General features: G+C 38.9%; 27 protein-coding genes. 20 read left to right on the top strand and 7 right to left on the bottom strand.

Annotation, left to right across the window (positions count from 1 at the left end; translation table 11 throughout):
* The first annotated feature begins 68 nt into the window (after window positions 1-68).
* The 6 genes from MHB51_RS08150 to MHB51_RS08125 all read left to right on the top strand — a co-directional run bounded on the left by MHB51_RS08150 (window position 69) and on the right by MHB51_RS08125 (window position 2,747).
* Window positions 69-467 (top strand): YhcN/YlaJ family sporulation lipoprotein, encoded by a 399-nt coding sequence (locus MHB51_RS08150; protein ID WP_107942160.1) that lies wholly within the window; start codon window positions 69-71, stop codon window positions 465-467.
* Complete coding sequence (gene spoVAC / locus MHB51_RS08145; protein WP_066166193.1) at window positions 467-922, top strand: stage V sporulation protein AC; 456 nt, start codon at window positions 467-469, stop codon at window positions 920-922. The genes MHB51_RS08150 and spoVAC overlap by 1 nt, the downstream gene beginning before the upstream one ends.
* Entirely contained in the window at window positions 916-1,911 is a 996-nt protein-coding gene (locus tag MHB51_RS08140; protein WP_342559356.1) for a stage V sporulation protein AD, read from the top strand. Before spoVAC ends, MHB51_RS08140 begins: the two co-directional genes overlap by 7 nt.
* A gap of 9 nt (window positions 1,912-1,920) precedes the next feature.
* Window positions 1,921-2,283: a stage V sporulation protein AE gene (gene spoVAE, locus MHB51_RS08135; protein ID WP_066166199.1), complete on the top strand. Its 363-nt coding sequence runs from the start codon at window positions 1,921-1,923 to the stop codon at window positions 2,281-2,283.
* Between the two features lie 65 nt (window positions 2,284-2,348).
* Window positions 2,349-2,486 carry a YjcZ family sporulation protein gene (locus tag MHB51_RS08130; protein WP_066166202.1) on the top strand — a complete coding sequence of 46 codons (138 nt, stop codon included), beginning with the start codon at window positions 2,349-2,351 and terminating at the stop codon, window positions 2,484-2,486.
* A gap of 12 nt (window positions 2,487-2,498) precedes the next feature.
* Window positions 2,499-2,747 carry a stage VI sporulation protein F gene (locus MHB51_RS08125; protein WP_066166205.1) on the top strand — a complete coding sequence of 83 codons (249 nt, stop codon included), beginning with the start codon at window positions 2,499-2,501 and terminating at the stop codon, window positions 2,745-2,747.
* A 145-nt stretch (window positions 2,748-2,892) separates the two neighbouring features.
* Here the strand turns inward: MHB51_RS08125 and MHB51_RS08120 are convergent, their stop codons facing one another.
* The 4 genes from MHB51_RS08120 to MHB51_RS08105 all read right to left on the bottom strand — a co-directional run bounded on the left by MHB51_RS08120 (window position 2,893) and on the right by MHB51_RS08105 (window position 6,038).
* Window positions 2,893-4,107 carry an ISL3 family transposase gene (locus MHB51_RS08120; RefSeq protein ID WP_342559355.1) on the bottom strand — a complete coding sequence of 405 codons (1,215 nt, stop codon included), beginning with the start codon at window positions 4,105-4,107 and terminating at the stop codon, window positions 2,893-2,895.
* Between the two features lie 179 nt (window positions 4,108-4,286).
* The gene (locus MHB51_RS08115; RefSeq protein ID WP_066166208.1) at window positions 4,287-4,715 is read right to left on the bottom strand and encodes a GNAT family N-acetyltransferase; all 429 of its coding nucleotides are present in this window, start codon (window positions 4,713-4,715) and stop codon (window positions 4,287-4,289) included.
* 4 nt (window positions 4,716-4,719) lie between these two features.
* Complete coding sequence (locus MHB51_RS08110) at window positions 4,720-5,232, bottom strand: 2'-5' RNA ligase family protein (protein ID WP_066166211.1); 513 nt, start codon at window positions 5,230-5,232, stop codon at window positions 4,720-4,722.
* Window positions 5,233-5,318: 86 nt separating this feature from the next.
* Window positions 5,319-6,038 carry an esterase family protein gene (locus MHB51_RS08105; RefSeq protein ID WP_082799012.1) on the bottom strand — a complete coding sequence of 240 codons (720 nt, stop codon included), beginning with the start codon at window positions 6,036-6,038 and terminating at the stop codon, window positions 5,319-5,321.
* A gap of 104 nt (window positions 6,039-6,142) precedes the next feature.
* On the opposite strand from MHB51_RS08105, the gene MHB51_RS08100 reads away from it, so the two are divergent.
* The 9 genes from MHB51_RS08100 (at window position 6,143) to MHB51_RS08060 (ending at window position 14,437) form a co-directional block, all read left to right on the top strand.
* Window positions 6,143-6,724 (top strand): phosphatidylglycerophosphatase A, encoded by a 582-nt coding sequence (locus tag MHB51_RS08100; RefSeq protein ID WP_066166086.1) that lies wholly within the window; start codon window positions 6,143-6,145, stop codon window positions 6,722-6,724.
* 181 nt (window positions 6,725-6,905) lie between these two features.
* Window positions 6,906-7,556, top strand: coding sequence for a thermonuclease family protein (locus MHB51_RS08095; protein WP_066166083.1), 651 nt, complete (start codon window positions 6,906-6,908; stop codon window positions 7,554-7,556).
* 179 nt (window positions 7,557-7,735) lie between these two features.
* Complete coding sequence (gene isdC / locus MHB51_RS08090) at window positions 7,736-8,392, top strand: heme uptake protein IsdC (RefSeq protein ID WP_342559354.1); 657 nt, start codon at window positions 7,736-7,738, stop codon at window positions 8,390-8,392.
* A 16-nt stretch (window positions 8,393-8,408) separates the two neighbouring features.
* The gene (locus MHB51_RS08085; RefSeq protein ID WP_342559353.1) at window positions 8,409-10,163 is read left to right on the top strand and encodes an NEAT domain-containing protein; all 1,755 of its coding nucleotides are present in this window, start codon (window positions 8,409-8,411) and stop codon (window positions 10,161-10,163) included.
* A 128-nt stretch (window positions 10,164-10,291) separates the two neighbouring features.
* Window positions 10,292-11,188, top strand: a complete 897-nt coding sequence (gene isdE, locus MHB51_RS08080; RefSeq protein ID WP_342559352.1) for a heme ABC transporter substrate-binding protein IsdE — start codon at window positions 10,292-10,294, stop codon at window positions 11,186-11,188.
* A 12-nt stretch (window positions 11,189-11,200) separates the two neighbouring features.
* Window positions 11,201-12,166 (top strand): iron ABC transporter permease, encoded by a 966-nt coding sequence (locus tag MHB51_RS08075; protein ID WP_066166077.1) that lies wholly within the window; start codon window positions 11,201-11,203, stop codon window positions 12,164-12,166.
* 4 nt (window positions 12,167-12,170) lie between these two features.
* Window positions 12,171-12,941 (top strand): ABC transporter ATP-binding protein, encoded by a 771-nt coding sequence (locus tag MHB51_RS08070; RefSeq protein WP_066166074.1) that lies wholly within the window; start codon window positions 12,171-12,173, stop codon window positions 12,939-12,941.
* A 12-nt stretch (window positions 12,942-12,953) separates the two neighbouring features.
* Window positions 12,954-13,691 carry a class B sortase gene (gene srtB / locus MHB51_RS08065; protein WP_107942167.1) on the top strand — a complete coding sequence of 246 codons (738 nt, stop codon included), beginning with the start codon at window positions 12,954-12,956 and terminating at the stop codon, window positions 13,689-13,691.
* Window positions 13,692-13,912: 221 nt separating this feature from the next.
* Window positions 13,913-14,437: a YceI family protein gene (locus MHB51_RS08060; protein ID WP_066166068.1), complete on the top strand. Its 525-nt coding sequence runs from the start codon at window positions 13,913-13,915 to the stop codon at window positions 14,435-14,437.
* 129 nt (window positions 14,438-14,566) lie between these two features.
* Here MHB51_RS08060 and MHB51_RS08055 read toward each other — a convergent pair whose 3' ends face one another.
* Together MHB51_RS08055 and MHB51_RS08050 are read right to left on the bottom strand one after the other, a co-directional pair.
* A complete protein-coding gene (locus MHB51_RS08055) occupies window positions 14,567-15,055 on the bottom strand; it encodes a hypothetical protein (RefSeq protein ID WP_342559351.1) in 489 nt (162 codons plus the stop codon).
* A gap of 284 nt (window positions 15,056-15,339) precedes the next feature.
* Window positions 15,340-15,489 carry a hypothetical protein gene (locus MHB51_RS08050; RefSeq protein WP_195891646.1) on the bottom strand — a complete coding sequence of 50 codons (150 nt, stop codon included), beginning with the start codon at window positions 15,487-15,489 and terminating at the stop codon, window positions 15,340-15,342.
* A gap of 192 nt (window positions 15,490-15,681) precedes the next feature.
* On the opposite strand from MHB51_RS08050, the gene MHB51_RS08045 reads away from it, so the two are divergent.
* Window positions 15,682-17,070, top strand: coding sequence for an aldehyde dehydrogenase (locus MHB51_RS08045; RefSeq protein WP_342559350.1), 1,389 nt, complete (start codon window positions 15,682-15,684; stop codon window positions 17,068-17,070).
* A gap of 573 nt (window positions 17,071-17,643) precedes the next feature.
* Here the strand turns inward: MHB51_RS08045 and MHB51_RS08040 are convergent.
* Window positions 17,644-19,107: a PAS domain S-box protein gene (locus MHB51_RS08040; protein ID WP_342559349.1), complete on the bottom strand. Its 1,464-nt coding sequence runs from the start codon at window positions 19,105-19,107 to the stop codon at window positions 17,644-17,646.
* 295 nt (window positions 19,108-19,402) lie between these two features.
* On the opposite strand from MHB51_RS08040, the gene MHB51_RS08035 reads away from it, so the two are divergent.
* The 4 genes from MHB51_RS08035 to MHB51_RS08020 all read left to right on the top strand — a co-directional run bounded on the left by MHB51_RS08035 (window position 19,403) and on the right by MHB51_RS08020 (window position 24,891).
* On the top strand, window positions 19,403-20,464 hold the full coding sequence (locus MHB51_RS08035) for a M42 family metallopeptidase (RefSeq protein WP_107942172.1): 1,062 nt from the start codon (window positions 19,403-19,405) through the stop codon (window positions 20,462-20,464).
* A 3-nt stretch (window positions 20,465-20,467) separates the two neighbouring features.
* A complete protein-coding gene (locus MHB51_RS08030; protein ID WP_066166047.1) occupies window positions 20,468-21,937 on the top strand; it encodes a UDP-N-acetylmuramoyl-L-alanyl-D-glutamate--2,6-diaminopimelate ligase in 1,470 nt (489 codons plus the stop codon).
* A 322-nt stretch (window positions 21,938-22,259) separates the two neighbouring features.
* Window positions 22,260-22,841: a VanZ family protein gene (locus tag MHB51_RS08025; protein WP_066166044.1), complete on the top strand. Its 582-nt coding sequence runs from the start codon at window positions 22,260-22,262 to the stop codon at window positions 22,839-22,841.
* A gap of 478 nt (window positions 22,842-23,319) precedes the next feature.
* Window positions 23,320-24,891, top strand: coding sequence for a peptide chain release factor 3 (locus tag MHB51_RS08020; RefSeq protein ID WP_066166041.1), 1,572 nt, complete (start codon window positions 23,320-23,322; stop codon window positions 24,889-24,891).
* Window positions 24,892-24,910 lie beyond the last annotated feature (19 nt).

Raw genomic sequence — 24,910 nt, 5'->3', positions numbered from 1 at the left:
TTACTGCCTGTTAATGCGGGACAAATGAATTCATAAGTCTATCTACAATTTGAAAAGGGAGGCATGTAATGGTAAGGCGATTTTTAAGCGTTGGAATATGTGTGTTCTTACTATCTGCCTGTGGCGCAAAGGAACAGATTGTCGCATATGATGAGCAGGACGAAAAAACAATAGAGATTAAGCAAGAAATTGAGAAAATGAATAATATCCACAAAGCGAAAATCGTTGTTGCTGGTCAGGATATCCTTGTGGCAATTGAAGTAAAACCATGGCAATCATTTAAAGAGCAAAAAATCGCACGCGAATTGCAAAAAAAATTAGAAGAAAAATGGTCACACTATGATGTACTTGTTTCTTCAGATTTTAAGTTGCTATGGGAAACAGATAAATTGATGTCAGAGGAAGACGAACAAAAGGTCAATGAAAAAATAGAGCATTTAAAAAAATTAGCGAAGGAGGAGACGTGATGAAAGAATCTCAATATGAAACGATTGAACAGCAGATGACACCGACCCCACCATATGCAATGAATATATTAAAGGCATTTTTCGTCGGTGGTATTATTTGTGTGATTGGACAAGCTATTTCCTTCTTTTATATGATTTTTTTTGATTTTACCGAAAAAACGGTAGGCAATCCAACTGTTGCGACAATGATATTACTAGCGATGATTTTTACAGGCTTAGGACTGTACACAAGACTAGGGCAGTTTGCAGGTGCAGGTAGTGCTGTTCCCGTTACAGGCTTTGGCAATGCCGTTGTATCTGCAGCGATTGAGCATCGAACAGAGGGTTATGTGCTAGGTGTAGGGAGCAATATGTTCAAGCTAGCTGGCTCTGTTATCGTTTTCGGAACGGTGTCTGCCTTCGCTGTAGCTTTAGTGAAAACGGTACTGGTTATGCTGGGGGTTGTCTCATGGTAATTTTGTTTCAGACGAAGCCAGCATTATTAGCGGGCGCTGCGGCAGTTGGCCCGTTAGAGGGAAAAAGCGTCTTTCGCTCTTATTTTGATATGATAGCCGATGATGAACGCTTTCAAGAAAAAACGAATGAACAAGGACAGAAGCGCCTAATTATGAACACCTGTCAGCTTGTTATGGACAAGGCAAAGATAAAAAATTTAGATGTCGATTATTTTTTAAGTGGTGATTTAGTCAATCAAATGACACCAACTAACTTTGCAGCGCGAGAATTAGCAGTATCTTTTATCGGGATGTTTTCAGCTTGTTCAACATCCGTTTCGTCCATTATTATTGCTGGTTTATTAACGGAATTAGGGGCGTCGAAGCTTGCAATTGCTGGTGCTTCTAGCCAACATAATGCAACCGAGCGTCAATTTCGTTACCCAGTTAATTACGGTGCGCAGAAGCCTGCAACTGCACAGTGGACAGTAACCGCAGCAGGCTATGCGTTGGTCGGTCCGCATCAACCAGACTACCCCTATATGGTAGCAGCAACAGTAGGAAAAGTGATTGATTATCACGAAACAGATCCATTTCATATGGGGGGAGCAATGGCTCCTGCCGCTTACGACACAATTAAAAGACATTTACAGCATAGAAAACAGAAAATAAGCGATTATGATATGGTGATGACAGGGGATTTAGGGAAAATTGGGCTAAAGCTAGTAAAAGCGATGTTAGCTGAGGATGGTATTAAAAATGACGAGCTACAGCTAATTCGTGATGCTGGCGCAGAGTTTTATGGAGACGACCAGGCATTTCAAGCTGGAGCAAGTGGGGCAGGGTGTTCAGCCGCTGTTTATTATAGCTATGTATTAAGTCAATTTATGACAGGACGCTTTAAACGAGTCTTACTTGTAGCAACAGGTGCTCTACTATCTCCGCTGTCCTATCAGCAAGGAGAAACGATTCCATGTACAGCACATGCGATTGAAATTGCGATGAACTGAGGGAGAGCAATGTATACTTTTATATTTGCATTTTTAGTTGGTGGCGCTATTTGTGTGATTGGTCAGCTATTAATGGATGTGGCCAAGCTAACGCCGGCGCATACATTATCCATATTAGTTGTAGCGGGCGCCATTCTAGATGGATTTGGTTTATATGAGCCACTTATTGATTTTGCTGGTGCTGGTGCAACGATTCCAATTACTTCATTTGGCAATTCGTTAACACATGGTGCGCTTGCAGAGGCCGAGAAGCACGGCTTAGTTGGAGTCGTGACAGGGATGTTTGAAGTGACGAGCTCAGGTATTAGCGCAGCGATTATTTTCGGGTTTATCGCGGCACTTATTTTTCATTCAAAAGGAAAAGTGAATTAGGGCATTTACCCCTCCTATGACAGTTGGCTTAGCATAAACTACACTGTAGAAAGGAGGGGTTATTCATGTCTGGATACGGATGGAATCAATGTGGCAATGTACAGCCAGGCTATTGTGGAGGCGGCAGCGGCTATGGTTCAACATTTGTGTTAATCGTTGTATTATTTATTCTACTAATTATTGTTGGTACTGCATTTTATTAAGGAGGGCGAGTAATGGACAAAAGTTTTTTTAAACAGTTCGAGCGTAAAACAGGTGTTGAAATGGATGAAGTGTTCGCATTAGCTCGCGCCATACAATATGCAGACTTTACAAGTGAAAAACAAGTAAGGAAAATTGTACAAAAAGTAAGCAAAGTAGCAAAGCGGAAAGTATCACCACAGCTAGAAGAGCAAATTGTGCAGTCCATTATAAAGGATGGCAAATCACTAGATTTGAGTAAAATCGAGCGAATGATGCGTTAGACTGCTATCTAAAAAAGAAGGCGTCCAAAAACCGTGCAGTTGCCGGTATTTTGGACGCTTTAATTGGTGTTTAGATAAATGTTTGCTTATTGCTCCTAAGCAAAAACGGTTCAACGTCAAATGTTGGGGTGAGGTAAAATTCACGTCACCCCAAATGAACCCCGATATTTTTATACCGAATGTTTAATAAGATTTTTGCTTTGAAGTGATCGAAACGCCGAAAGCCATATGCGTTGCGTTTCATCACTTTTGTTCTGTTGTTAATGCCTTCTAAAAATCCATTGGAATAAGGGAAGTTAAAACTGTTCAAAATCTCTACCTGCCAGTTTCTAAAAGTTTTAATGGCCTTTAAAAACGCATGAATCTGCTTCGTTTCCACTTCCTGATAAAATACTTCTAACCGCCTTTTTACTTCTACTACATTTTCTGCTGTTTTAGCCCAGTCAAACCATTCGCAATAAGCTTCTTTCAGTTCGTATGCCTGCCGTAATTCTTCAGACATCCCCAAATAACGGTCCACATACCAGCGTTCTTTTCGGGTCAGTTTAGATGCCCGTTTATAGAGCACATGACGCATCCGCTTACACTTCTTCCGGTCATATGCGTGCCATTCCTTCTGCACTTTTCGCCGTACCTCATCCAACGCCCAGTAGATGTACCGGCAATAGTGGAACCGGTCTGCAATGATGACGGGCCGACTCAATGCTTTTTTGACTGCTGCTTTGAAGCTTGGATTCATGTCCATCACCACCAGCTCCACGTCCTGACCATATTGGCGCAGATAGTCCTGAATCGTTTCTTTCCGCCGGTTGGGTAGGATATCAAGCGGCTCCCGGGTTTTTGCATCCGCAATGATCAGTTGGAATTTTCCTTCGTCTGTATCCCCTTTATATTCATCAATCGCAATGGCTTTCGGCAGGCGCACGCCTTCTGCCATCTGCGTTTTTGCGGCTGACTGAAAGCGGCGGATGATGGTGGAACTAGAGGCACCGAGAACCTCACCGGCTTCTTTAAACGTCTTGGCTTTCACGGAGCGCACCTGTGCCACCTGATTCCATTCCTTTGTGAAGCGCTGATACCTTTCCACAAATGGAGCGTGTTCAGAGAACCTTTTTCCGCAAGAACACGCATAACGGCGCCGTCTGTAAAACAGGCAAGTCAACCGTTCAAACCACTTCAAATGCTTGACTTTCTGCATGCGGTAATCATGGATTTTCTGTGTAGTTTCCCCGCAGTTCGGGCAGCAATGAGGTTTTTTAGGAAGAGACACATAAAGGCAAGTCCGCTCTCCAAGCTCCTCCACCTTCTCGATAATAACTCCTTTTAATCCAGGGATATTCATGATAAAATTCATATACACGTCTCACCTTTCTCTTACTTGTTTCTCAACAATTCAAGTATAAAAGAAATCGGTGAGTACGTGTCTTTTTTTATCCAAATTGTGTGTACACCCCAACAAATATTATAGAACCGCAAAAACATCATAAAAAAGCGTCAGAACAGCCGGCAACTGCACGGCTGTTCTGACGCCCCCCTTTGTTAAATCGATTTCTCCATCGCGCGATGCGGAATACCTGCATCTAAAAACTCAGGAGAGGTTACTGTGTACTGTAATTTCTCATAAAACGGAATTGCATAGCTTTGTGCATTCAGTTTCAACTTTTTCCAATTTTTCTCTTTAGCTACTTGCTCGATATGTTCCATTAATAAAGCGCCTAGTCGTTTTCCGCGATATTCGTTTAATACGCAAACACGCTCCACTTTCCCCACTAATGGCTCGTATTCTCTTAGACGAGCCGCAGCGATTGTTCGTTCGCCCTCCGTCACGATAAAATGATAGGATGTTTTATCATATTCATCTAATTCAAGGTGGATAGGTACCCCTTGTTCTTCAACGAACACTTTTTTGCGGATATCAAACGCACGCTGTAATTGTTCTTCAGATATTGCAGAATGTACTTCAAACATTCGGTTACTCAGCTCCATTTAAACTAAATGATTCGACGATTTCCCATTTACCGTCCTGTTCTTTTAGTAGATGAATTTGCTGAATTTCTTCTTGTACATCAACACCAGACATGCGCAATTGACCTAAAATATCATCGTGTTCAGATGCTGTTAGTTTTTGTGCAATAGTAATATGTGGCACAAAAACATGCTTTTGCTCACCGAAAGCAATTTTCTCCTGAATTGCATTTTGAATATTTGTTAATTGCTCTGTAGGTTCGATGCGGAAATAAATCGCATTCGTAGTAGGGAAAAACGAGCTAATGCGTGATGCGTGAATTTTTAATGGGGCAAAATTTGACGCAATTTCCGTTAATTTTGCAACGATGTCTTGTACTGCACTCTCATCAGCCTCAAATGCATCCTTTAATGTCATATGCGGAGCGATTTGTGCATAATGTGGGTCATAACGTTTACGATAATTATTCGCTAAATCTTGTAAGTTTTTAGAAGGAAAAGCAACAATACCATATTTCAAATTCATAACCTCCTGAAATAATTCGATTTTTTTCTCTTAATAAGTATAACAGAAATTGTTTCTTTACTACATTTATTACGCCGTTTTTATCCGAAATTTTCTATAAGTGCTCGTCTTAAGTCTGGTTTCCAATATTTCCATGTATGATCACCGTCAAATTCTTCATAAAATGTATTGAAGTTTTTTTCAAGGAATAATTGATGAAGCGCCCTATTCGGTGTTAGAAAATCCTTTATTTCTTTGCTTGTCGTAACGACTTTGTCTTCACCTTTACCGATAATATGATAAATTGATATTGCGCTATAGTTTGTAGCGTTTGCTACTGCTTCTAGTACAAGCTCATCAACATATGGCGATTGCAAAATAGCCTTACAAAAAACGTTTGGATATTTTAATGTAGCCATTAGCGCGGCTGTTGCAGCCATTGAGTCACCAATCATGCCACGCGTTTGCCCAAGCTGAAAAGTCGCGTAATTTTCATCTAAATAAGGTACAAGCTCATGTGCTAAAAAGCGTAAAAATGCCCCATGTTGTTCACCAGAGGGGATATATTTTTTTTGGCGATCCGCGACATTTTTATATGGAACGCCTACAATAATTGTATTTTCCATCTCATAATTATCGATTAGTTCATCGGCGAGACGGGGAATGCTACCTAATTGGAAATAGTCTTTGCCATCTGCTGCGATGAGTAGATTATACTTATATAATGGTGAATAATTTGCTGGAATATAAATAAGTAATTGCAGCTCTTCCTGAAGTGCCTCACTATAAAAATTGATATCTTTTACTGTTCCCTTATCCAAAATACTCATTCCTTCTCTAGTAAGATGTAACGAAATTGTATCATAATCACTACGAAAGGTGTAATATGGTGTAGGAAGAAAAAACATAAATAGAGGTGTAAATTATGCATAATCGAGCAGTTCGTGTTCATTCTGATAAAGTAACAGAAGCCACTTATTCTGCGTTAGAGCGCAGAGGAGTAAAGGTGGAGGATATTGCTGAAATCGTTTATGAAATGCAAAGTCTTTACAATGAAGGGCTATTAATGGAGCATTGCATTAGCTCTGTTGAGCGTGTATTGCATAAGCGTGAAGTACAGCATGCGGTATTAGTAGGCGTTGAGCTAGACGAGTTGGCCGAAAAGAAAATGCTATCAGAGCCCCTACAATCAATTGTAGAGTCAGATGAAGGGTTGTTTGGTGTCGATGAAACAATTGCCCTTGGCTCTGTCTTTACGTACGGCAGTATTGCAGTGACGACTTTTGGTCATTTAGATAAGAAGAAAATAGGTATCATTGATAAATTGGATACAAAAGCCGGGAAATGTGTAAATACATTTTTAGATGATTTGGTTGCGAGCATTGCAGCGAGTGCAGCATCCCGTATTGCCCATCGAATGCGCGATTTAGAAGAGGAAGGCGAAACATTTGCAGCCATTCCACCGCAGAAGCTAGGTCCACAGCCGAAGACAAATACAGATATTTAACGAAAAACATTTAATATTAAACGACGCTATCTTCAATATAGGGAAGGTAGCGTTTTTCGTTGGAAAAGTGTTTATGTTTAAAGTGTAATTTTGAAAAAGCCTTTTTTCAGACATTTTTAACACCTAAAAAGTTTGGTAAAATAAAAGATATGCTAATTGAAGAAAGGGAATAATATAACTTATGAAACCAACAGATATTAAAACGCTTATTACGAGCGGAACTATTATTATTGCGGTCGCACTTTATTTAATATTTAGTCCAGACCCGCAGGACAAGACTACAAATGAAGTTAAGACGCCGCCACATAGTCAACAAGAAACAAATGAAACTGCAACAAATCATATTTCAGCACAATATGCCCAGCAAGTGACAGGAAATCAGCTACAGGAGATTAACTATTTATCAATTAATGATGGCGATACATTTAGCATAGAAATGAATGGTGAAAAGCATAAAGTTCGTTTATTAATGGTGGATACGCCTGAAATGAACTATGACAAAGGAAAACCGATGCCTTATGCAGAAGATGCTAAAGTGTTTACAGAAAATTTACTGAAAAATGCCTCGAAAATTGAGCTTCTATTCGATGTTGGACCAGAAACAGATAAATATGACCGTTTGCTCGCGTATATTTTTGTCGATAATGTATTATTACAGGAATCTTTATTGAAAAATGGCTTTGCAGTTATGCGCTATATTAACAAACCGAATAATACGCTTGAAGCAGAATTAAATGAAATTCAAGTAAAGGCACAGGATGCAAAGCTCAATATTTGGGCACATGAAGGCTATTTTGATGGCAAGCAATTTGATGAGGATGCTGTTCGCTAAATAAGTATGAGAGATGGCGATTATTTTTGACACAAAAGAAAATGCTAGTCAATCTATTTCGCCTTGGCGTAATTGATAATTTGACAATTCGATGAAAATAAAAAATCTAATTGAGAATTATCCTCATTTGTGTCATAATTGTAAAGGTACTAATTATTAGTAAAGGGAGGAATAGAGCTGTGAAAAAGCTTTTTCTAACTCTTTTTGTGCTTATGCTAGGGGTATTTATACTTGCGCCTAATTATTCTCATGCACAATTAGCTGATGGAACATACGATATTCAATATCAAGTCAATAAGCCAAGTAGTATTTCCGCTTCTATGGCCAATGATTATTTTTTAAAGCCTGCAAAGGTAATTATGAAAAATGGCAAAGCAACTGTGCAATTGACGATTAAAAATAGTGCATGGGTAACGGAGTTTAACCCGCCGGGTGGTGCGACAGTAATTAGCCAAAATGCCGCTGCTGATACGCGTGTTGTGCAATTTGCTGTAGCTAATTTGGGGAATCCTGTAACAGTGGCAATGAAAATCGATATTGATGATATTAATTATCATCACGGTTATAGCGTTGATTTTGTATTTGACGCAGCGGGTATTCCACAAGCAACGGAGCAAAATACGCAAACAAATAAAGAATCTTCAAAGGCTGTTAACAATGTGAGTAAGACGCCAAGCTCTTCAAATGTTGAAGATAATGGAAATAAAGCTGACGGAACAGTAAGTGCTAGTGAAAAAGTAGAAAATCCACAAACAAGTGATTCTTTACCATATCTTTTCATCTTTATGCTTATTGCTTCGGTGCTTGTATTTTATAAAACAAAAAAAATGAATTAATTGGGGGAAATGTCAAATGTCAAAATTCCAATCTCGTTCTACAAAAATCGCGCTAGCTTCAGTGTTAGCAACATCTGCTATCGTGCCAGCAGTAGCGGCATCTGCTGAAACACCATCACGCTCTATGCCAGATGGTCAGTATACTATTGATTTCACAATTACAGATACGACACAGCAATTAGCGAAATACATTCAAGGACCAGCTACACTTATTATTGAAGATGGCAAGTATTTCATTCAGCTATCAGCGGATGCTACTGTGATGAACATGCTGACAAAAGTAGAAGTAGATGGCGTTAGCGTAATTAAAGAAGTAAATGGACAAAAAGTTATTTATATTCCTGTAGAGCGTCCAGGCGGTACAGTGAAGGGTGAGGGCGCTGTCGCAGTTGGTGGCAAAGAAATTCCAACAGCATTTGAATTAACATTAGACCCAACAACAATTAAAGCGCCTGAAGCAGCAGAAGAAGAAAAAGTAGAGTTTGTACCAGGTAAAACATTTAAGCAAGTAAAAGACGGTGAATATGCAATTACTTTTGATGCCTATGATCCAAAAACAAATAAAGGTGATTATGCGGCGATTACAAACCATCTTGAAAAAGATGCAAAATTAATCGTGAAAGATGGTAAGTACTCAGTAGAATTAACAGTTACGGAAAAAAGTAGCCCGATGATTGCTGGCTTAAAAGTAGCTGGTGCAGATGCAACATTAGTATCAGAGGAAGGAAAAAAGGTTTATAGCTTTGCACTGAAATCAATTAGCGATTTAGTAGAAGCGGGAATTCATGTTGTTGTTCCTGCTGCAAATATGGACAAATGGTATGAGTTCGGCTTTGCTATCAATACAGCGAACCTTGATTTACCTGAAGTAACAGAGGAGCAGCCTGTAGAAGTAGGAGAAGAGCTTCCATTATACATTTATAAAGATAAAACAAACGAAATTTCTGTTATGTCGACGTATGTAAAGCCGACTGTTACAGTAACAGAAACAGCAAACGAATTTCTTGTAGACTTAACATTCGTACAAGGACAATACTTAAATAAATTTAACATTGAAGGCGCAACAATTGCAGATGAAAAAACTACGGGAGTGGATGGCAACACAGTGAAAATCTACACAATTGCTACAACAAACTTAGATGCTGTTTATACAGCAACAGTTGATGTATCAGTAGATGCTGGTCCTGTAAAATACGATTCAGTATACCCTGTACAATTGCAATTTGGTGGCAAGATAAATCCATTTACAGATATTACGAAATTAGGTGACTATGGTAATATCGTAACATTATATTCTATAGATCTTTTCAAAGAAGCGGATAAATTCAATCCAAACGGAAAAGTGAAGCGTTCACAATTTGCATTAATGTTAAATCGTTACTTAAACTTAGATACAACTGCGAAAAATCCATTTAAAGATGTATCGAGCTTTGATGCAGAAACACAAAAGGCGGTAACAGCATTAAGCGATTACGGCATCATGAACGGCACATCTGCTACTGCATTTGAGCCAACAAAAGAAATTACACGTCAACAAGCGGCAGTTATTATTTACCGCGTTTTAGAGGGCGCAGGCTATAAAGCAACAGGGGCAAGCGTACCATTTAAAGATGTGACAACTTCAAATAAAGAAGCGTTGACTGCAATTGCTGAATTAAATGCATTAGGTATTATGACTGGGAATGAAGGCAAATTCAATCCAACGAATACTTTAACACGCAGCCAAATGGCAAAGGTGATTTTAAACACTCTTTATGTAGTAGAAAACTAAGAGCATAATGGGAAAGCAGGCTTCCTCTCGGATATATGAGGGGGAGCCCGCTGTTGTTATCTTGACTTGTGCGGGTGTCTAGCTACACCCGCACAAGTCAAGATAAAGCGGAAGAAAGGACACTAAAAATGAAAAAATATATGCAATTTTTACTGCTTGTAGCAATACTGCTGCTTGCTGCTTGCGGTGGCAAAACGGCGGCTCCGGAGCAGCCACAAGAAAATAATAAAGAGAAGCAGCAACAGGAAGATACACAGCGTATTGTAGCAGGGACAGTTGTTGTAGCAGATATTATGGACCGTTTAGAACTGGATGCTATTGCAATTCCAGATACTGTTAAACAATTGCCTGCTCGCTTTGATGGTTTACCCTCTATTGGGAATGCGATGCAGCCTGATATGGAAGTGGTTAAATCTTTAAATCCAACAGAAGTATTATCCGTCTCTACATTAGAATATGATTTAGCACCAATATTTGAGCAATTGCAAGTCCCTGTCGACTTTGTTGATTTAACGAGCATTGATACGATGCTCGCAGAAATTGAAGAGCTAGGCAAGCGCTATAAGCGCGTGAAACAGGCGGATGCGCTTGTTGACAAGCTGAAAAATGAAATTGCACAAGTGGAAAATGTGGCGAGTATGCATGAGCAGCCAAGCGTTCTTATTTTATTAGGTGTGCCTGGTAGCTATTTAGTAGCGACAGAGCATTCATATGTGGGGGATTTAGCACGTAGAGCTGGCGCTGTCAATGTGATGGCTGGTCAGGAAGCTGAATATTTAGCCTCAAATACAGAGCATTTATATAATAGTAACCCAGATATTATTTTACGTATGGCACATGGGATGCCAGACGAAGTAATTAAAATGTTTGACGAGGAATTTAAAACAAACGATGTTTGGAAGCATTTTAATGCAGTGAAAAACAATCGCGTTTATGATTTAGAAGAAGAACTGTTCGGGACAACGGCTGCGTTAAATGTACCGGAGGCATTACAGCAGTTAATTGAAATTTTTTATGAGCAGTAGAGGTGTTGTCAGGTGATGAAAAAAATAATAAGCACTGTTATTGTTGCTGCATTGCTAGTAATAACAGCTATTTTTGCTGCTACAACAGGCAGTATAAAAATGGGGTTTTGGGAATTTGTAGGGGCATTATTTGATACAAATAATGATACGATGGCAGCGATTCGTGATTTGCGCTTTCCACGTATTATTGTGGCAATTTTTGCAGGTGCAGCCCTATCAGTAGCAGGCGCACTATTGCAGGCAATTATGCGCAACCCACTTGCTGATGCAGGGGTCATCGGTATTTCATCAGGTGCGGCTTTTACAAAGCTATTTATTGTATCAATTGTTCCAACTTTATTTTTCATGACGCCGATTTTTGCTTTTATTGGCGGCGCCCTTGCTTGTTTTTTAGTGTTTGCGTTGGCATGGAAGTCAGGCTTAAATCCGTTGCGCTTAATTTTAGTAGGGATTGCCATCAACGCTATGTTTACAGGACTTACAGAGGCATTTATTAGCTTTGGCGGCTCTTTAAATGCATCGGCTAGCAGTGTGCTTGGCTCAAGCCTAGCATTTAAAACATGGGATGATGTGACGCTCATCGCTATTTACGGCTCGATTGGCTTAATTTTTGCGTTCGTCATGTATTCATGGTGTAATGTCCTAGCATTATCTGATAAAACGGCACAAAGTATTGGCTTTAATGTGACATTGGCACGTTTAGCAATTGCGGCAACTGCCGTATTATTATCAGCCATTTCAGTTGTTGTCGCAGGTGTTATTGCCTTTGTTGGCCTGCTAGTCCCACACATTGCCCGCCGCATTGTTGGACATGACCATAAAGTGCTATTGCCTTTTACAGCCTTGCTTGGAGCATTTATTATTTTATTAGCGGATACAATTGGGCGTACAGTCATTGCACCATTAGAAATCCCTGCATCAACCATTATGGCCATTATTGGTGGTCCGTTTTTAATATTTTTACTGAGAAAAGGGTGACACTGTGGAATTACAAAAAATTGTTGTATCACATGACGGTAAGAAGCAGCATTTACAAAATGTATCAACGTCCATTCAGCGCGGCAAAATTACAACGATTATTGGTCCAAATGGCTGCGGCAAGTCGACATTATTAAACGTCATGGCACGCAACCATTCTCCCCTACAAGGCACGGCACTATTAGATAATAAAGACTTAGTCAATTATAAGCCAAAGGAGTTTGCTCAAAAGTTTGCCATTGTTTATCAGCAAAACGATATTCCGCAAGATTTAACCGTTGAAAAGCTTGTTAGTTACGGGCGTATGCCCTATCATTCTTTATTAAAAAAGAATGATGTCGAGGATAATAAAGCAGTTGATTGGGCATTAGCCTGTACGAGTCTAGGCGAAAAACGTCATCATGATTTATCCGCGTTATCTGGTGGAGAAAGACAGCGTGTATGGATTGCCATGGCATTGGCACAGCAGAGCGAGCTCCTATGCTTAGATGAGCCGACGACGTATTTAGATATTTATTATCAGCTAGAGCTTTTAGAGCTAGTAAAAGAACTAAATGAAAAGCATGGTTTAACGATTGTGATGGTGTTACATGATATTAACCAAGCGATTCGCTACAGCGACCATATTATTTTAATGAGTGCAGGGCAGATTGTCGCAGAAGGAACGCCACGCGATGTCATTACCCAGCAAACGGTGAAACAAGTTTACGGTGTGGAGGCAATATTTCAAGAAGATGCTGCGCTTGGACTATATATGGTGCCAATCGGGATTTGAGGAGACAATCATATGAAGGTGAAAATAATAAGAGTCATTTGTATTATCGTCTTTATTATTTCCAGCGTAGGACTTATTCGTTTTTTTTCTAGCTATAAACAGGTGGAACAGGAGCTGCAGCAAATACAGGAAGTGTATGAGCAAGCGCAACAGGCGATGCCGATAGAGGAGGCTGCCATCAGCGCGAAATTTATCGAGCTACAAAAAATAAATACGGATATTGTCGGCTGGCTTCAGTTAAACGATTCGCAGTTGAACAATCCTGTCGTTCAAAACGATAATAATGAATTTTATTTGCAGCATAATTATGTAGGGGAAAAGAGTCGTGCAGGCAGTATTTTCATGGATTATCGCAATGATACAAATGCTAGGCATACGATTTTGTATGGTCATGTTATGCGAAACGGTACGATGTTTGGTGAATTAGCGAAATTTGCTAAGCAACATTATGCCGAGGAGCACCCCTACTTTGTGTATGAAACACCTAGTGCAACATATCACCTCGAAGTATTTGCAGCCTATGAAACGACAACGGATTTTTATTATATCGAAACGGAGTTTACAGAGCAGTCGTATGCCGCATTTCTCCAGACAATTCAACAAAAATCAGCTATTCATATGCCAGTTGATGTGACAACGAACGACAGAATTTTTACGCTTTCTACATGTACGACATCTCCAAATGATAATGAGCGCTTCGTCGTACATACGAAAATCGTAGCACAAAATAAGCATGAGAAAGAATCTTGAATTCGAAAGATTTTTCTTGACGTAGATGAAAGTGTGAATTATACTAAGTTACAAATAGTAAGTAATAAAGCTCAGCCATTTTACATATATAACTTATGTTGATTCAAAAAATTTGAATCAATGTTTAACATTTAAACAAATAGGATATATGTATGGATGTAGGCTGCTTTATTTTCATAACATATCTCGAAATCGAGATAAAAAACAGGAGGGTTTTTTCTATGGCAAACTGGACAGTAGACCAATCACACTCAAGTATCGGATTTAGTGTAAAACACATGATGGTATCAAAGGTAAAAGGCGCTTTTGATTCTTACTCAGCGCAAATCGAGGCTGCAGATTTAGCGGATTTATCAACAGCAAATATTTCGTTTGCTATTGATGCTGCAAGTATTAATACACGTAGCGAAGACCGTGACAATCATTTAAAATCAGCAGATTTCTTTGATGCAGAACAATTCCCGAAAATTACATTCCAATCAACTTCAATTGAAAAATCAGGCGATGATTACAAAGTAACAGGCGATTTAACAATTAAGGATGTAACAAAACCTGTAACATTCGATGTGGAATTCAACGGTAAAGGCACAAACCCTTGGGGTCAAGCAGTATACGGCTTTGAAGCAGAAACATCAATCAATCGTGAAGAATTTGGCTTAACATGGAACGCAGCACTTGAAACAGGTGGCGTACTAGTAGGAAAAGACATTAAGATTTCAGTAGAACTAGAAGTAAACCCAGCGTAATTAATGATTTTTTTCATAATAAAAGCTGTTCAGAAAGTAATACATTTTCTGGACAGCTTTGTTTTTAATTGATGCTAACTATTAATAAAAAATTATTTATTGCTAAGATTAGCCCTTTCAAAAAGAATTTTACTGTTTAAAATCTTTTGCAATTGATGCTAAATCGCTATATGCAACAGTTGGAATTTTATCCAGGCCAGCGCGATCGAATGTCATTGATAACGCGACATGATTTTTATTATTGACAGGCTGCTGCCAAATAAATGTGAATTCTGTGATTTGTGGGACATCACTTATTTTAATTAGCATGTTGTAGCTATCCTTTAACAATGTATCAAGTGACATAAACTCTGAGCTTTGCATTTCGACAATGACAATTTCTTCATTTGGTTTTGGGATTACTTGTATATCTAAAATCGCATTTTCTAGTTGTTGTTCCTTTGTCATAGCTTCAATTGCACGCATTGTGGCATAACCCGGCGTGTTTTCTAAAGCAATTTCTTCAACTGCCTGCTCAGGGTTTTCCTTTTTAGAGGAAGAAAAGCCGGAAAGACCGACAATAATAAATAGCACGACTATTAATAAATAAAAGTTAACGAATTTTTTCATGATACTCATCCCTTATATTTGAAAAAATAGTAAAAAAGACCCCCGGCAATCCGTGCCGTCAATGGGGTCTTTTATGTGTATTAGTTGTTCCGACTAATACATTAGGTTTGGCACCTAGTGACACATTATAAGGGATTTTGTAGAAAAAATCAATTATGATAGGGAGGAGCTGAGGATAGCGACAATTCATTGTTACTATCGCAGCAGTACATACTTTCATATAGACACGAGGGCTGTCCAAAAAAGGTATATCTTTTTCCAACAGCCCCTTAATATGTTGAGGGGGGATTTTTTTATGATGTTTGAAGTTCCTCTTGCTGTAAAGGCGGCATAGTGAAATATAAAAAAGATTCATCTTCAAGTTCTAGTAGCTTTTGTTCATTAATACCGATTGATAAAGGTCCCGAAAAAATTGCTTCCCACCATGTTTCAGTAATAATCATTGAAATTGCCTCCTTGTCGATGTAAAAATAAATAATAGAATGCTTATCCTAAATTATTGTTCACTGTTTAAATTTCCCGAACAAGCCAATATAAAGTTATAATGAAGGAAAGTAAGCATTCGTTATAGTAGTTAATATGTGTGGCAATGATGAAATTATGCATAAAAATTAAAAATGGAAAGGAAGTTTTTTATGAATTTTACTGCTCAAGATGTAGAAAATATGATAACAGCACAGCGTAGCTACTATTTTTCACGCGCTACAAAAAATATAGAATTTCGCAAGCAACAATTAATAAATTTAAAAGAGACGATTAAAAAGTATGAAAAAGAAATTTTAGATGCACTAAAATTAGATTTAAACAAAAGTGAGTTTGAAGCATATGCGACAGAAATCGGAATTGTTTTAGATAGCATTTCACATATGGTGAAAAATATTGATGAGTGGACGAAGCCAGTTGCTGTTAAAACACCTGTTCATTTTCAGCCGGGAAAAAGCTATATTGTGCGTGAGCCGTATGGGGTTGTTTTAATTATTGGTCCATTCAATTACCCATTCCAGCTCGTAATGGAGCCATTGCTCGGGGCAATTATTGGTGGTAATACGGCAATCGTTAAGCCATCTGAAGCAACTGTTCATACAACTAAAATTATAAAGAAAATAATTGCAGAAACATTTGAAGAACATTACGTGCGTTTAGTAGAAGGTGAGAAAAAGGAGGTGGAGGCGCTCATCCATGCCTCTTTTGACTTTATTTTCTTTACAGGTAGTGTGGCAACTGGAAAAGTAATTATGCGTGCTGCTGCCGAAAGGTTGACACCAATCGTACTTGAACTTGGTGGCAAGAGTCCTGCTATTATTGACCAAACAGCGAATTTGCAAGTAGCAGCAAAGCGCATCGTCTGGGGGAAATTTACGAATAATGGGCAAACATGTGTCGCTCCAGATTATGTGCTTGTGCACAGCTCTATTTATAAAAAATTTATTAAGATTTTAAAGCAAACGATTACTTCCTTTTATGGGGAAAATCCTCAGCAAAGCGATGATTATGGTCGCATTATCCACCTTGGTCATTTTGACAAGCTAAAGGCGATATTAGATGCTGATGCAGCACATATTACATTTGGTGGAACTGTAGACCGTGATGACTTATATATTGCACCAACAATTATTGAGGGTGCAGACTGGGATAGTAAAGTAATGGAGGATGAAATATTCGGGCCGATTTTACCGATTATGGCATACAATGATTTAGCAAATGCGATTCAGGCAATTCGTCGCCTGCCGAAGCCTTTAGCTGCCTATTTATTTACAGAAAACGACAATGCGCGTGAATATTTCTTAGAGGAGCTACCATTTGGAGGAGGCTGTATTAATGACATTGTGTCACATGTAGGTAACACACATTTACCATTTGGTGGCGTTGGACCATCAGGGATGGGCGCTTATCATGGGCACGCAAGCTTTGAATGCTTCACACATCAAAAATCAATTTTACAGCGCTCAACAAAGCTAGCTACAAACATATTATTTCCACCGTATAAACAAAAGGTAAAGCTGATACGCAAAGTGATGAAATAATATAATACATGTTGTAAAGAAATCGGGGCAAGTCGCAAATATATTTGAAAAGTCGCAAATAAACTGGGGCAAGTCGCAAATATATTTGAAAAGTCGCAAATAAACTGGAGCAAGTCGCAAATATATTTAAAAAGTCGCAAATAAACCGGGAAAAGTCGCAAATAAAACGAGGCAAACTCCAAATATATGTGAAATACAAGAGTTTCACTTTAATAAGAGGCGTCTATTTGAAAAATAATAAACTAAGACTTGTTTGGATTAACCCAAATGTATTTTGCTACTGCATGTTTATAGGGCTTTCTGCCATTAATATGCAACAATCAGAGAAGATGAATGCATCAGCAATATGGATTCTGCTGTTATTATTGCTTTTACTCGTTTCACTGTTTGGGAGTCATCAATTACGCCTCGGCGTAATTGCGGCCAGATTTTTTTCGAGCTTGCTCGAAAAAAATCTGTGACACCCGCTGAATCAAAAGCAAGATAAGCATTCATCTCGCTATTAAAGATAATATCCTTTTTATGAAAAACGCCGGAAAAGCTGTACTTTAGCAAGCTTTTCTGGCGCCTTCTTTAATTCTGTAATGGAATTTTAATAGTGATGGTTGTGCCGATATGTTCTTCGCTTTCAATAAGAATCACGCCACCATGCTCTCGAATAATTTTATTGGAAATCATCATACCTAAGCCTGTACCAGTAGCCTTTGTTGTATAAAACGGCTCGAATACATAATCGATTAAATGCTGTGGAATGCCCTCGCCCGTATCGGAAATTTTTATGTATGCAAAGCGTTCATCATTTTGACAAATAAGTGTAATAGTACCGTCCTTCTCAATTGCTTCGATAGCATTTTTGACAATATTAATAAACACTTGTTTAATTTGATTATTGTTGGCGTAAATAAATAGGGAATTCCTGTTAAAGTGCTGTATCAATTGAATTTGACGCTGTTCTAGCTGTAATTCGAAAAACGTGGCGATGTCCTGCAAAATTTCTGATAAATCAAGTGTACTTTTTTGTTCAGCAAGTGGCTTGGATAGCACTAAAAACTCAGAAATAATTAAATCAATGCGTTCGATTTCAGATTGAATAATGCCTGTATATGCTTGGTACGGGGATTGTTGGTCCTCGTTCATCATTTGAATAAATCCTGATACAACCGTCATTGGATTACGAATTTCATGTGCGACACCTGCTGCAATTTCCCCTGCCAATTTTAATTTCTCTGATTGTAAAGCGAGTTTTTCATTTTCCTTTAAGTAGGAAATGTCTCGTGCAATAACTGAGACGGCTAACATATCTCCGTAAGAATTATAAATTGGTGCAAGCGATATTTGTGCATCGAATATGGAGCCATCCTTGCGCATATCCTTCGTTTCAAGCAGACGGAAACGCTCGCCCTGCAAAAGCTTTAAAAACCGATTATGTGCCGCTTCCACGTTTTCAGGTGCTACGAGCTGAATGGACTGACCGATACATTCCTCTTTTGTCCAGCCATACATTTTTTCAAACGCTGCATTCACTTCAATGATTTTATTGTTTAAATCGAACACTGCCATCGCATCTTCGGCATGGTCGAAAAACAGTTTTAAATAGGCTTCTGTTGAAGAAAGTTCTAGCTGCTTCTCCATGTTTCTCTTTTCCTCATGAGACCAAAGTTTCTTGACGTATACAGTTTGTAATAAGCCAATGATACATAAAAATGATGTAAGAAAAATAAAGCTTTCAACAGGATAGGTAATGTTAATATTTGACTGCATATAGATGACAAGAAAGGCGATTTCTACTGCTGTAATGATTGCTAATAGCGTATTTATCACATGCGATTGATAAACATTGACGATAAGTAGTAAATATAAAAAGCCAAATACAAACAATAATTGACCGCTTCCAATTGTTAAAGCGATAAGTAATATATTCCATGCTAAAATTAAAAAAATTTGAACGATGCGCGCATGTACTTTTTTATAAAGTAAAAAGCCAATCAATAGGACATTCACAATAATATACAGTGTATAATTATGTGTAAGGTGCACAATATCAAATAAATGGAGCGCAATAAAAAAAATCGCAAAAATAAAGAGCGAGTAATATATAAATAAATTACGCTTATGTATGATGGTGAGTGGTTGCATAATATTCTCCTAATCATGTGCAAGTGTTGATAAAAATCGGGCTACATCTGTCTGTCGATATGCGCTAAAGTTTGATATGATAAAATAAAATATTGATTAGTTGGGGCTTTCTAAACCTCACTAATTACTAGTTTCGCTTATCCTTGCATTTACAGGCTACTAAGTAATGCAGGATAAAAAGCATTAGGAGGATTTTATGACAAATTTATTCAATCAACAGCAGACATTATCATTATTAGAGAAATTAGTAAATATTGCAAGTCCCTCTGGTTATACAACGAATATTATGAAATTTATGGGACAGTTTTTAAAAGAACATGACATTGCTTATAAAAAAACGAATAAAGGCGCAATTATCGTTACTTTCCAGGGGGAAAATGATGAGCAGCATCGCTTATTGACAGCTCATACGGATACGCTTGGCGCAATGGTGAAGGAAGTGAAGCCAAGCGGTCGCTTGAAGCTAGCGATGATTGGTGGCTTTAATTGGAATGCTGTAGAGGGTGAATATTGCACAATTCATACAGCGGGCGGTAAAACTGTGCGCGGAACGATTTTAATGCATGAAACGACGGTACATGTGTATCGTGGTGCAGATAGTTTAAAGCGTGATGAAAATCATATCGAAGTGCGCATCGATGAAAAGGTACAGAGCGCAGAAGATACACGTGCATTAGGCATTGAGGTAGGGGACTTTGTATCATTTGATGTGCGCTATGAGGAAACGACATCAGGCTTCGTTAAATCGCGTCATTTGGATGATAAAGCGAGCACGACATTGCTTTTACAACTAATGAAATATATAAAAGAGCATGGTGTAAAGCTGCCATATACAACGCATTTTTATATTTCTAACAACGAGGAAATTGGCTATGGTGGTAACTCGAATGTTCCAAATGAAGTGGTGGAGTATATCGCAGTGGATATGGGGGCGATTGGGGACGGTCAAACTTCCGACGAGTATACAGTTTCGATTTGTGCAAAGGATGCGACAGGTCCGTATCATTATGAGCTAACACAGCATTTAGTGCAGCTAGCGAAGGCTGGGGACATTCCTTATAAGCTAGACATTTACCCATATTATGGCTCTGATGCTTCGGCGGCAATCCGCGCAGGCTATGATATTCGCCATGCCTTATTTGGTCCGGGTATCGAGTCTTCACATGCTTATGAGCGCACACATATTGATTCATTACAGGCAACGGCCGCATTATTATATGCATATGTGACATCGCCAATGGTTGAAATGGGGGAATAGTGAATGCGCGTAGAGGAATTGATAAGTGCTATTCCACAAAAGAAAATATTGGGTGTATTACCTAGCTATATTGAGGATTTAGCGGTTGATTCGCGCAGCGTGCAGCCGCAAAGCTTGTTTGTTTGTATAAAAGGCTATACAGTCGATGGTCATGATTATGCACAAAAGGCTGTCGATGCAGGTGCAACAATGATTGTAGCGGAGCGAGAGTTACAGCTTACAGGCAATGTAGCACAGGTAATCGTTCCGAGCACAGAACGCGCACTTGGCTTGTTAGCAGCTAGATTTTTTGGCTACCCATCTGAAGAAATGTTAATGATAGGGGTAACAGGAACAAATGGTAAGACGAGCGTTACAGGCATCATTCATAATATATTGATGGGCTTAGGCAAAAAATCAGCATTGGCAGGGACGATTGGCTTTAATCTAAATGGTACGCTTTACGAATCTGCCAATACGACGAGTGACGCGCTAAGCACACAGCAAATGATTTATCGTGCAAAGAAAGAAGATTGTGCTGCAATGGTGATGGAAGTGTCCTCACATGGTCTTGCATTAGGTCGATTGGCAGGCGTCGATTATGATGTAGCGATTTTTACGAATTTAACACATGACCATTTAGATTTTCATGGTACGATGGAGGCTTACGGTCATACAAAAGGGTTATTGTTTTCACAGTTAGGCCAAGATTTACGCAAGGATAAACATATTGTATTAAATGCTGATGATGAATGGTCAGCACATTATCAAACACTAACACCATATCCTATTTGGACCTATGGTTTACAAAATAACGCTGATTTCCGTGCCTTGAATTGCCGCTATGAAGATGGCATGACATATTTCACAATGCAGACACCTGAAGGTAGCTATGATGTTTCGATGCATTTGCTTGGAGAATTCAATATTTACAATGTATTAGCTGCAACAGCATGCTTATATGCTCGTCAGTTTTCATTATTTGATATTATTGAGCAAATTGAGCAGCTCCCACCAGTAAAAGGGCGTATGGAAAAAGTACAAACCGACTTACCAATTTCAATCTTTATCGATTATGCGCATACACCAGATGCAATCGAAAAGGCAATTCATGCGGCAATGCCTTATAAAGGGGAAAATAACAAATTAATTTTTTTAATCGGTACGGGGGGCAATCGTGATAAATCCAAGCGTCCAACAATGGCCGCAAAAGCGTCCGTTGCAGACTATGTCATTTTAACGACAGATGACCCTCGCTACGAAGAGTACGCCAGCATTACGGGCGATTTAGCGAAGGGCATGCTACATGACCAATATGCATGTATAGGTGACCGTGCGGAAGCCGTGCGCCATGCTATCCGTATTGCGGAAGCAGGCGATATTATTATTTTCGCTGGCAAAGGGCATGAGGATTACCAAATTATTGAAAATACAAAATACCCTCATAGCGATGCTGAAATTGCAATTGCTGAAGGAAAAGTGAAATTTGTTTAGGCGCATCCAAAATGCCATGTAGTTGCCAGTATTTGGCGGAGAGGGTGTTTCTTCAAAGGGTTCACTTGGGGAAAATGCCTAATCTAGTGGATTTTCCGCCAAGTGAAAGTGAATAAGTTTCATTGGGGACTGTCTTTTAGGACAGTCTCTCTTACTTATGAGAAACACCGCCAAACTTTATGTTACTTTCATTTTCAAAGTAATTCGTCATTCTTTCAATAAGCTAACTTTTTACTAAAACATCACCGAAAGCGTCTGACAAGTAGGCAACTGCATTGCTTGTCGGACGTCATCTCATAGAGCAAATAAAGGAGCAACGTATATGATTCAGTCTTTTATAGAAAGCATGCTGTTTTACTGCATGATAACGTTACCGATTTATGTGCTGTTACGTTTTCTTTGGATGCGGAAACGTCCTACACATAAATGGCGTGAAATCATGATGCTATTATTTTTTTGTTTCTCCATTAGTATTTTTTCACAAACGATTTTACCAGCTTATTGGATTGAAAATGGCCGCATTGTTTTTCAAATAGAGCAATCGCTATTTTTAAGGCATAATTTTACCCCGTTTCGAACAATTTCCTTGTACATAGCCCAATTAAATGGACCACTAGCGGAAATTGCCTTTTATAATTTGGCAGGCAATATTGTTTTATTTATTCCATTTGGCTTTTTTATCCCTTTATTGTGGCATAAAATGCGCAGTATGTGGAAAATGCTATTTATGGCATTAGCAATTCCTTTGTTTATTGAGAGCTGTCAGCTTTTTATCGGACGTAGTACGGATATTGATGATGTGCTATTAAATACTATTGCCATCATTATTGGCTATATTTTGTATGATATTGCACAAATTCTAAGAAAAAAGGTTGTAACAATAGGGGAAAGTCTTTTAAAATAAAAAGGATGGAGTTCAGAAGAAAGCAATCTGCATTTTGATAGCAAAATAGCCATTTAACTTATTTTAATGGGTGTCCGAACACTCAATGAATCATAGGAACTCAGCCAAAAACAAGTGCATATTAAGATAACGACTGAATGACCAACATCGTGTTGGCCTAAGCCTTCGGCGAATGTCTCGGATTTTGAAAGAAGGCTTGCTTGATGCAGGTCAGTTAACTATTGGGGCGTGTCGTGACGGTTGGAGGTTAACTATTACTAGGTTGCCTGAAAAAATTGGACTAGAGTTAGCTTAGGCGTAATTCATAAAAGAAGAGGCTTGAAAATATTAAAAGTGAAAGCTTTTTTATCATCAAAAAGAATGGGTGGATAAATCAGCACTCGGTAGTTTTATAAAGCAGCGCTAAGGGGGGCCTGAAATGACTTTTCGGGCGCCCCCTACTGCCTGTTAATGTGGATAAAAAGGAGAAGGAAAAGTTATGGCTTTAGAGCAAGATATATCGGCACGTCGCACATTTGCGATTATTAGTCACCCAGATGCTGGGAAAACGACGATTACTGAAAAGCTGCTATTATTCGGTGGAGCAATTCGAGATGCAGGTACAGTAAAAGGAAAGAAAACAGGGAAATTTGCTACTTCTGACTGGATGGAAATTGAGAAGCAACGTGGTATTTCTGTAACATCGTCAGTAATGCAGTTTGATTATAATGGGCATCGCGTTAATATTTTAGATACACCAGGGCACCAAGATTTCTCTGAGGATACGTATCGTACATTGATGGCGGTTGATAGTGCGGTCATGGTAGTGGATGCAGCAAAAGGGATTGAGGCGCAAACATTAAAGCTCTTTAAAGTGTGTAAAATGCGTGGGATTCCTATTTTTACATTTATTAACAAACTGGATCGTCAAGGGAAAGAGCCTTTAGAATTAATCGAGGAGCTAGAGGAAGTGCTAGGTATTAGCGCTTATCCAATGAACTGGCCAATCGGTATGGGGAAAGAGTTTCTAGGTATTTATGACCGCTATAATAAGCGTGTGGAGCAATTCCGTACAGAGGAAGCAGAGCGTTTTTTACCACTGGATGAAAATGGTGAGCTAGCAATCGACCATCCAATGAAGGTAACGTCGTACTATTCACAGGCGATGGATGATATTTTATTATTAAACGAGGCAGGGAATGAATATTCGGAGGAGAAAATTCGCCGTGGCGAGTTGACACCTGTCTTTTTTGGCTCGGCATTAACGAATTTTGGTGTGCAAACGTTTTTAGAAACATATTTGCAATTTGCACCAGCGCCACAGCCTCGTATAACAGAGGATGAGCAATTTATTGACCCAGTGGAGTATGGGGAGTTTTCAGGTTTTATTTTCAAAATCCAAGCGAATATGAACCCAGCACACCGTGATCGTATTGCTTTCGTACGTATCGTATCTGGTAAGTTTGAGCGCGGCATGAACATGACATTAGCACGCACAGGTAAATCTTTCAAAGTAACACAATCGACGCAATTTTTAGCGGATGACCGTGAAACGGTTGATGAGGCAGTTGCAGGCGATATTATTGGTTTATACGACACAGGCACATATCAAATCGGTGACACAGTTGTCGGTGGGAAGAAAGCATTCCAATTTGAAAAATTACCGCAATTTACACCGGAACTATTCGTTCGTGTATCGGCTAAAAACGTTATGAAATCGAAGCAATTCCATAAAGGGATTTTACAGCTTGTGCAGGAAGGGGCAATCCAATACTATAAAACATTGCATACGGAAGAAGTATTGTTAGGTGCTGTAGGACAACTGCAATTTGAAGTGTTCGAGCATCGCATGAAGAATGAATACAATGTGGAAGTAAAAATGGAGCCTGTCGGTAGCAAAATTGCACGCTGGATTGAGAATGAGGATGAGGTGAAGGAATCCATGTCATCTTCGCGCTCAATGCTGGTGAAGGACCGCTACGATAACTTAGTATTTTTATTCGAAAACGAATTCGCTATGCGTTGGTTCTCTGAGAAAAACGAAAATATTAAATTGTATAGCTTATTATAAAAAGAGGAGTCGCCTGAAA

The sequence above is a fragment of the Metasolibacillus sp. FSL K6-0083 genome, from assembly GCF_038630865.1.
In the GTDB taxonomy this organism is placed as follows: Bacteria; Bacillota; Bacilli; order Bacillales_A; family Planococcaceae; genus Metasolibacillus; species Metasolibacillus fluoroglycofenilyticus.
The sequence above is the reverse complement of the archived record's forward strand: the minus strand, read 5'-3'. Positions and strand labels throughout refer to the sequence as shown.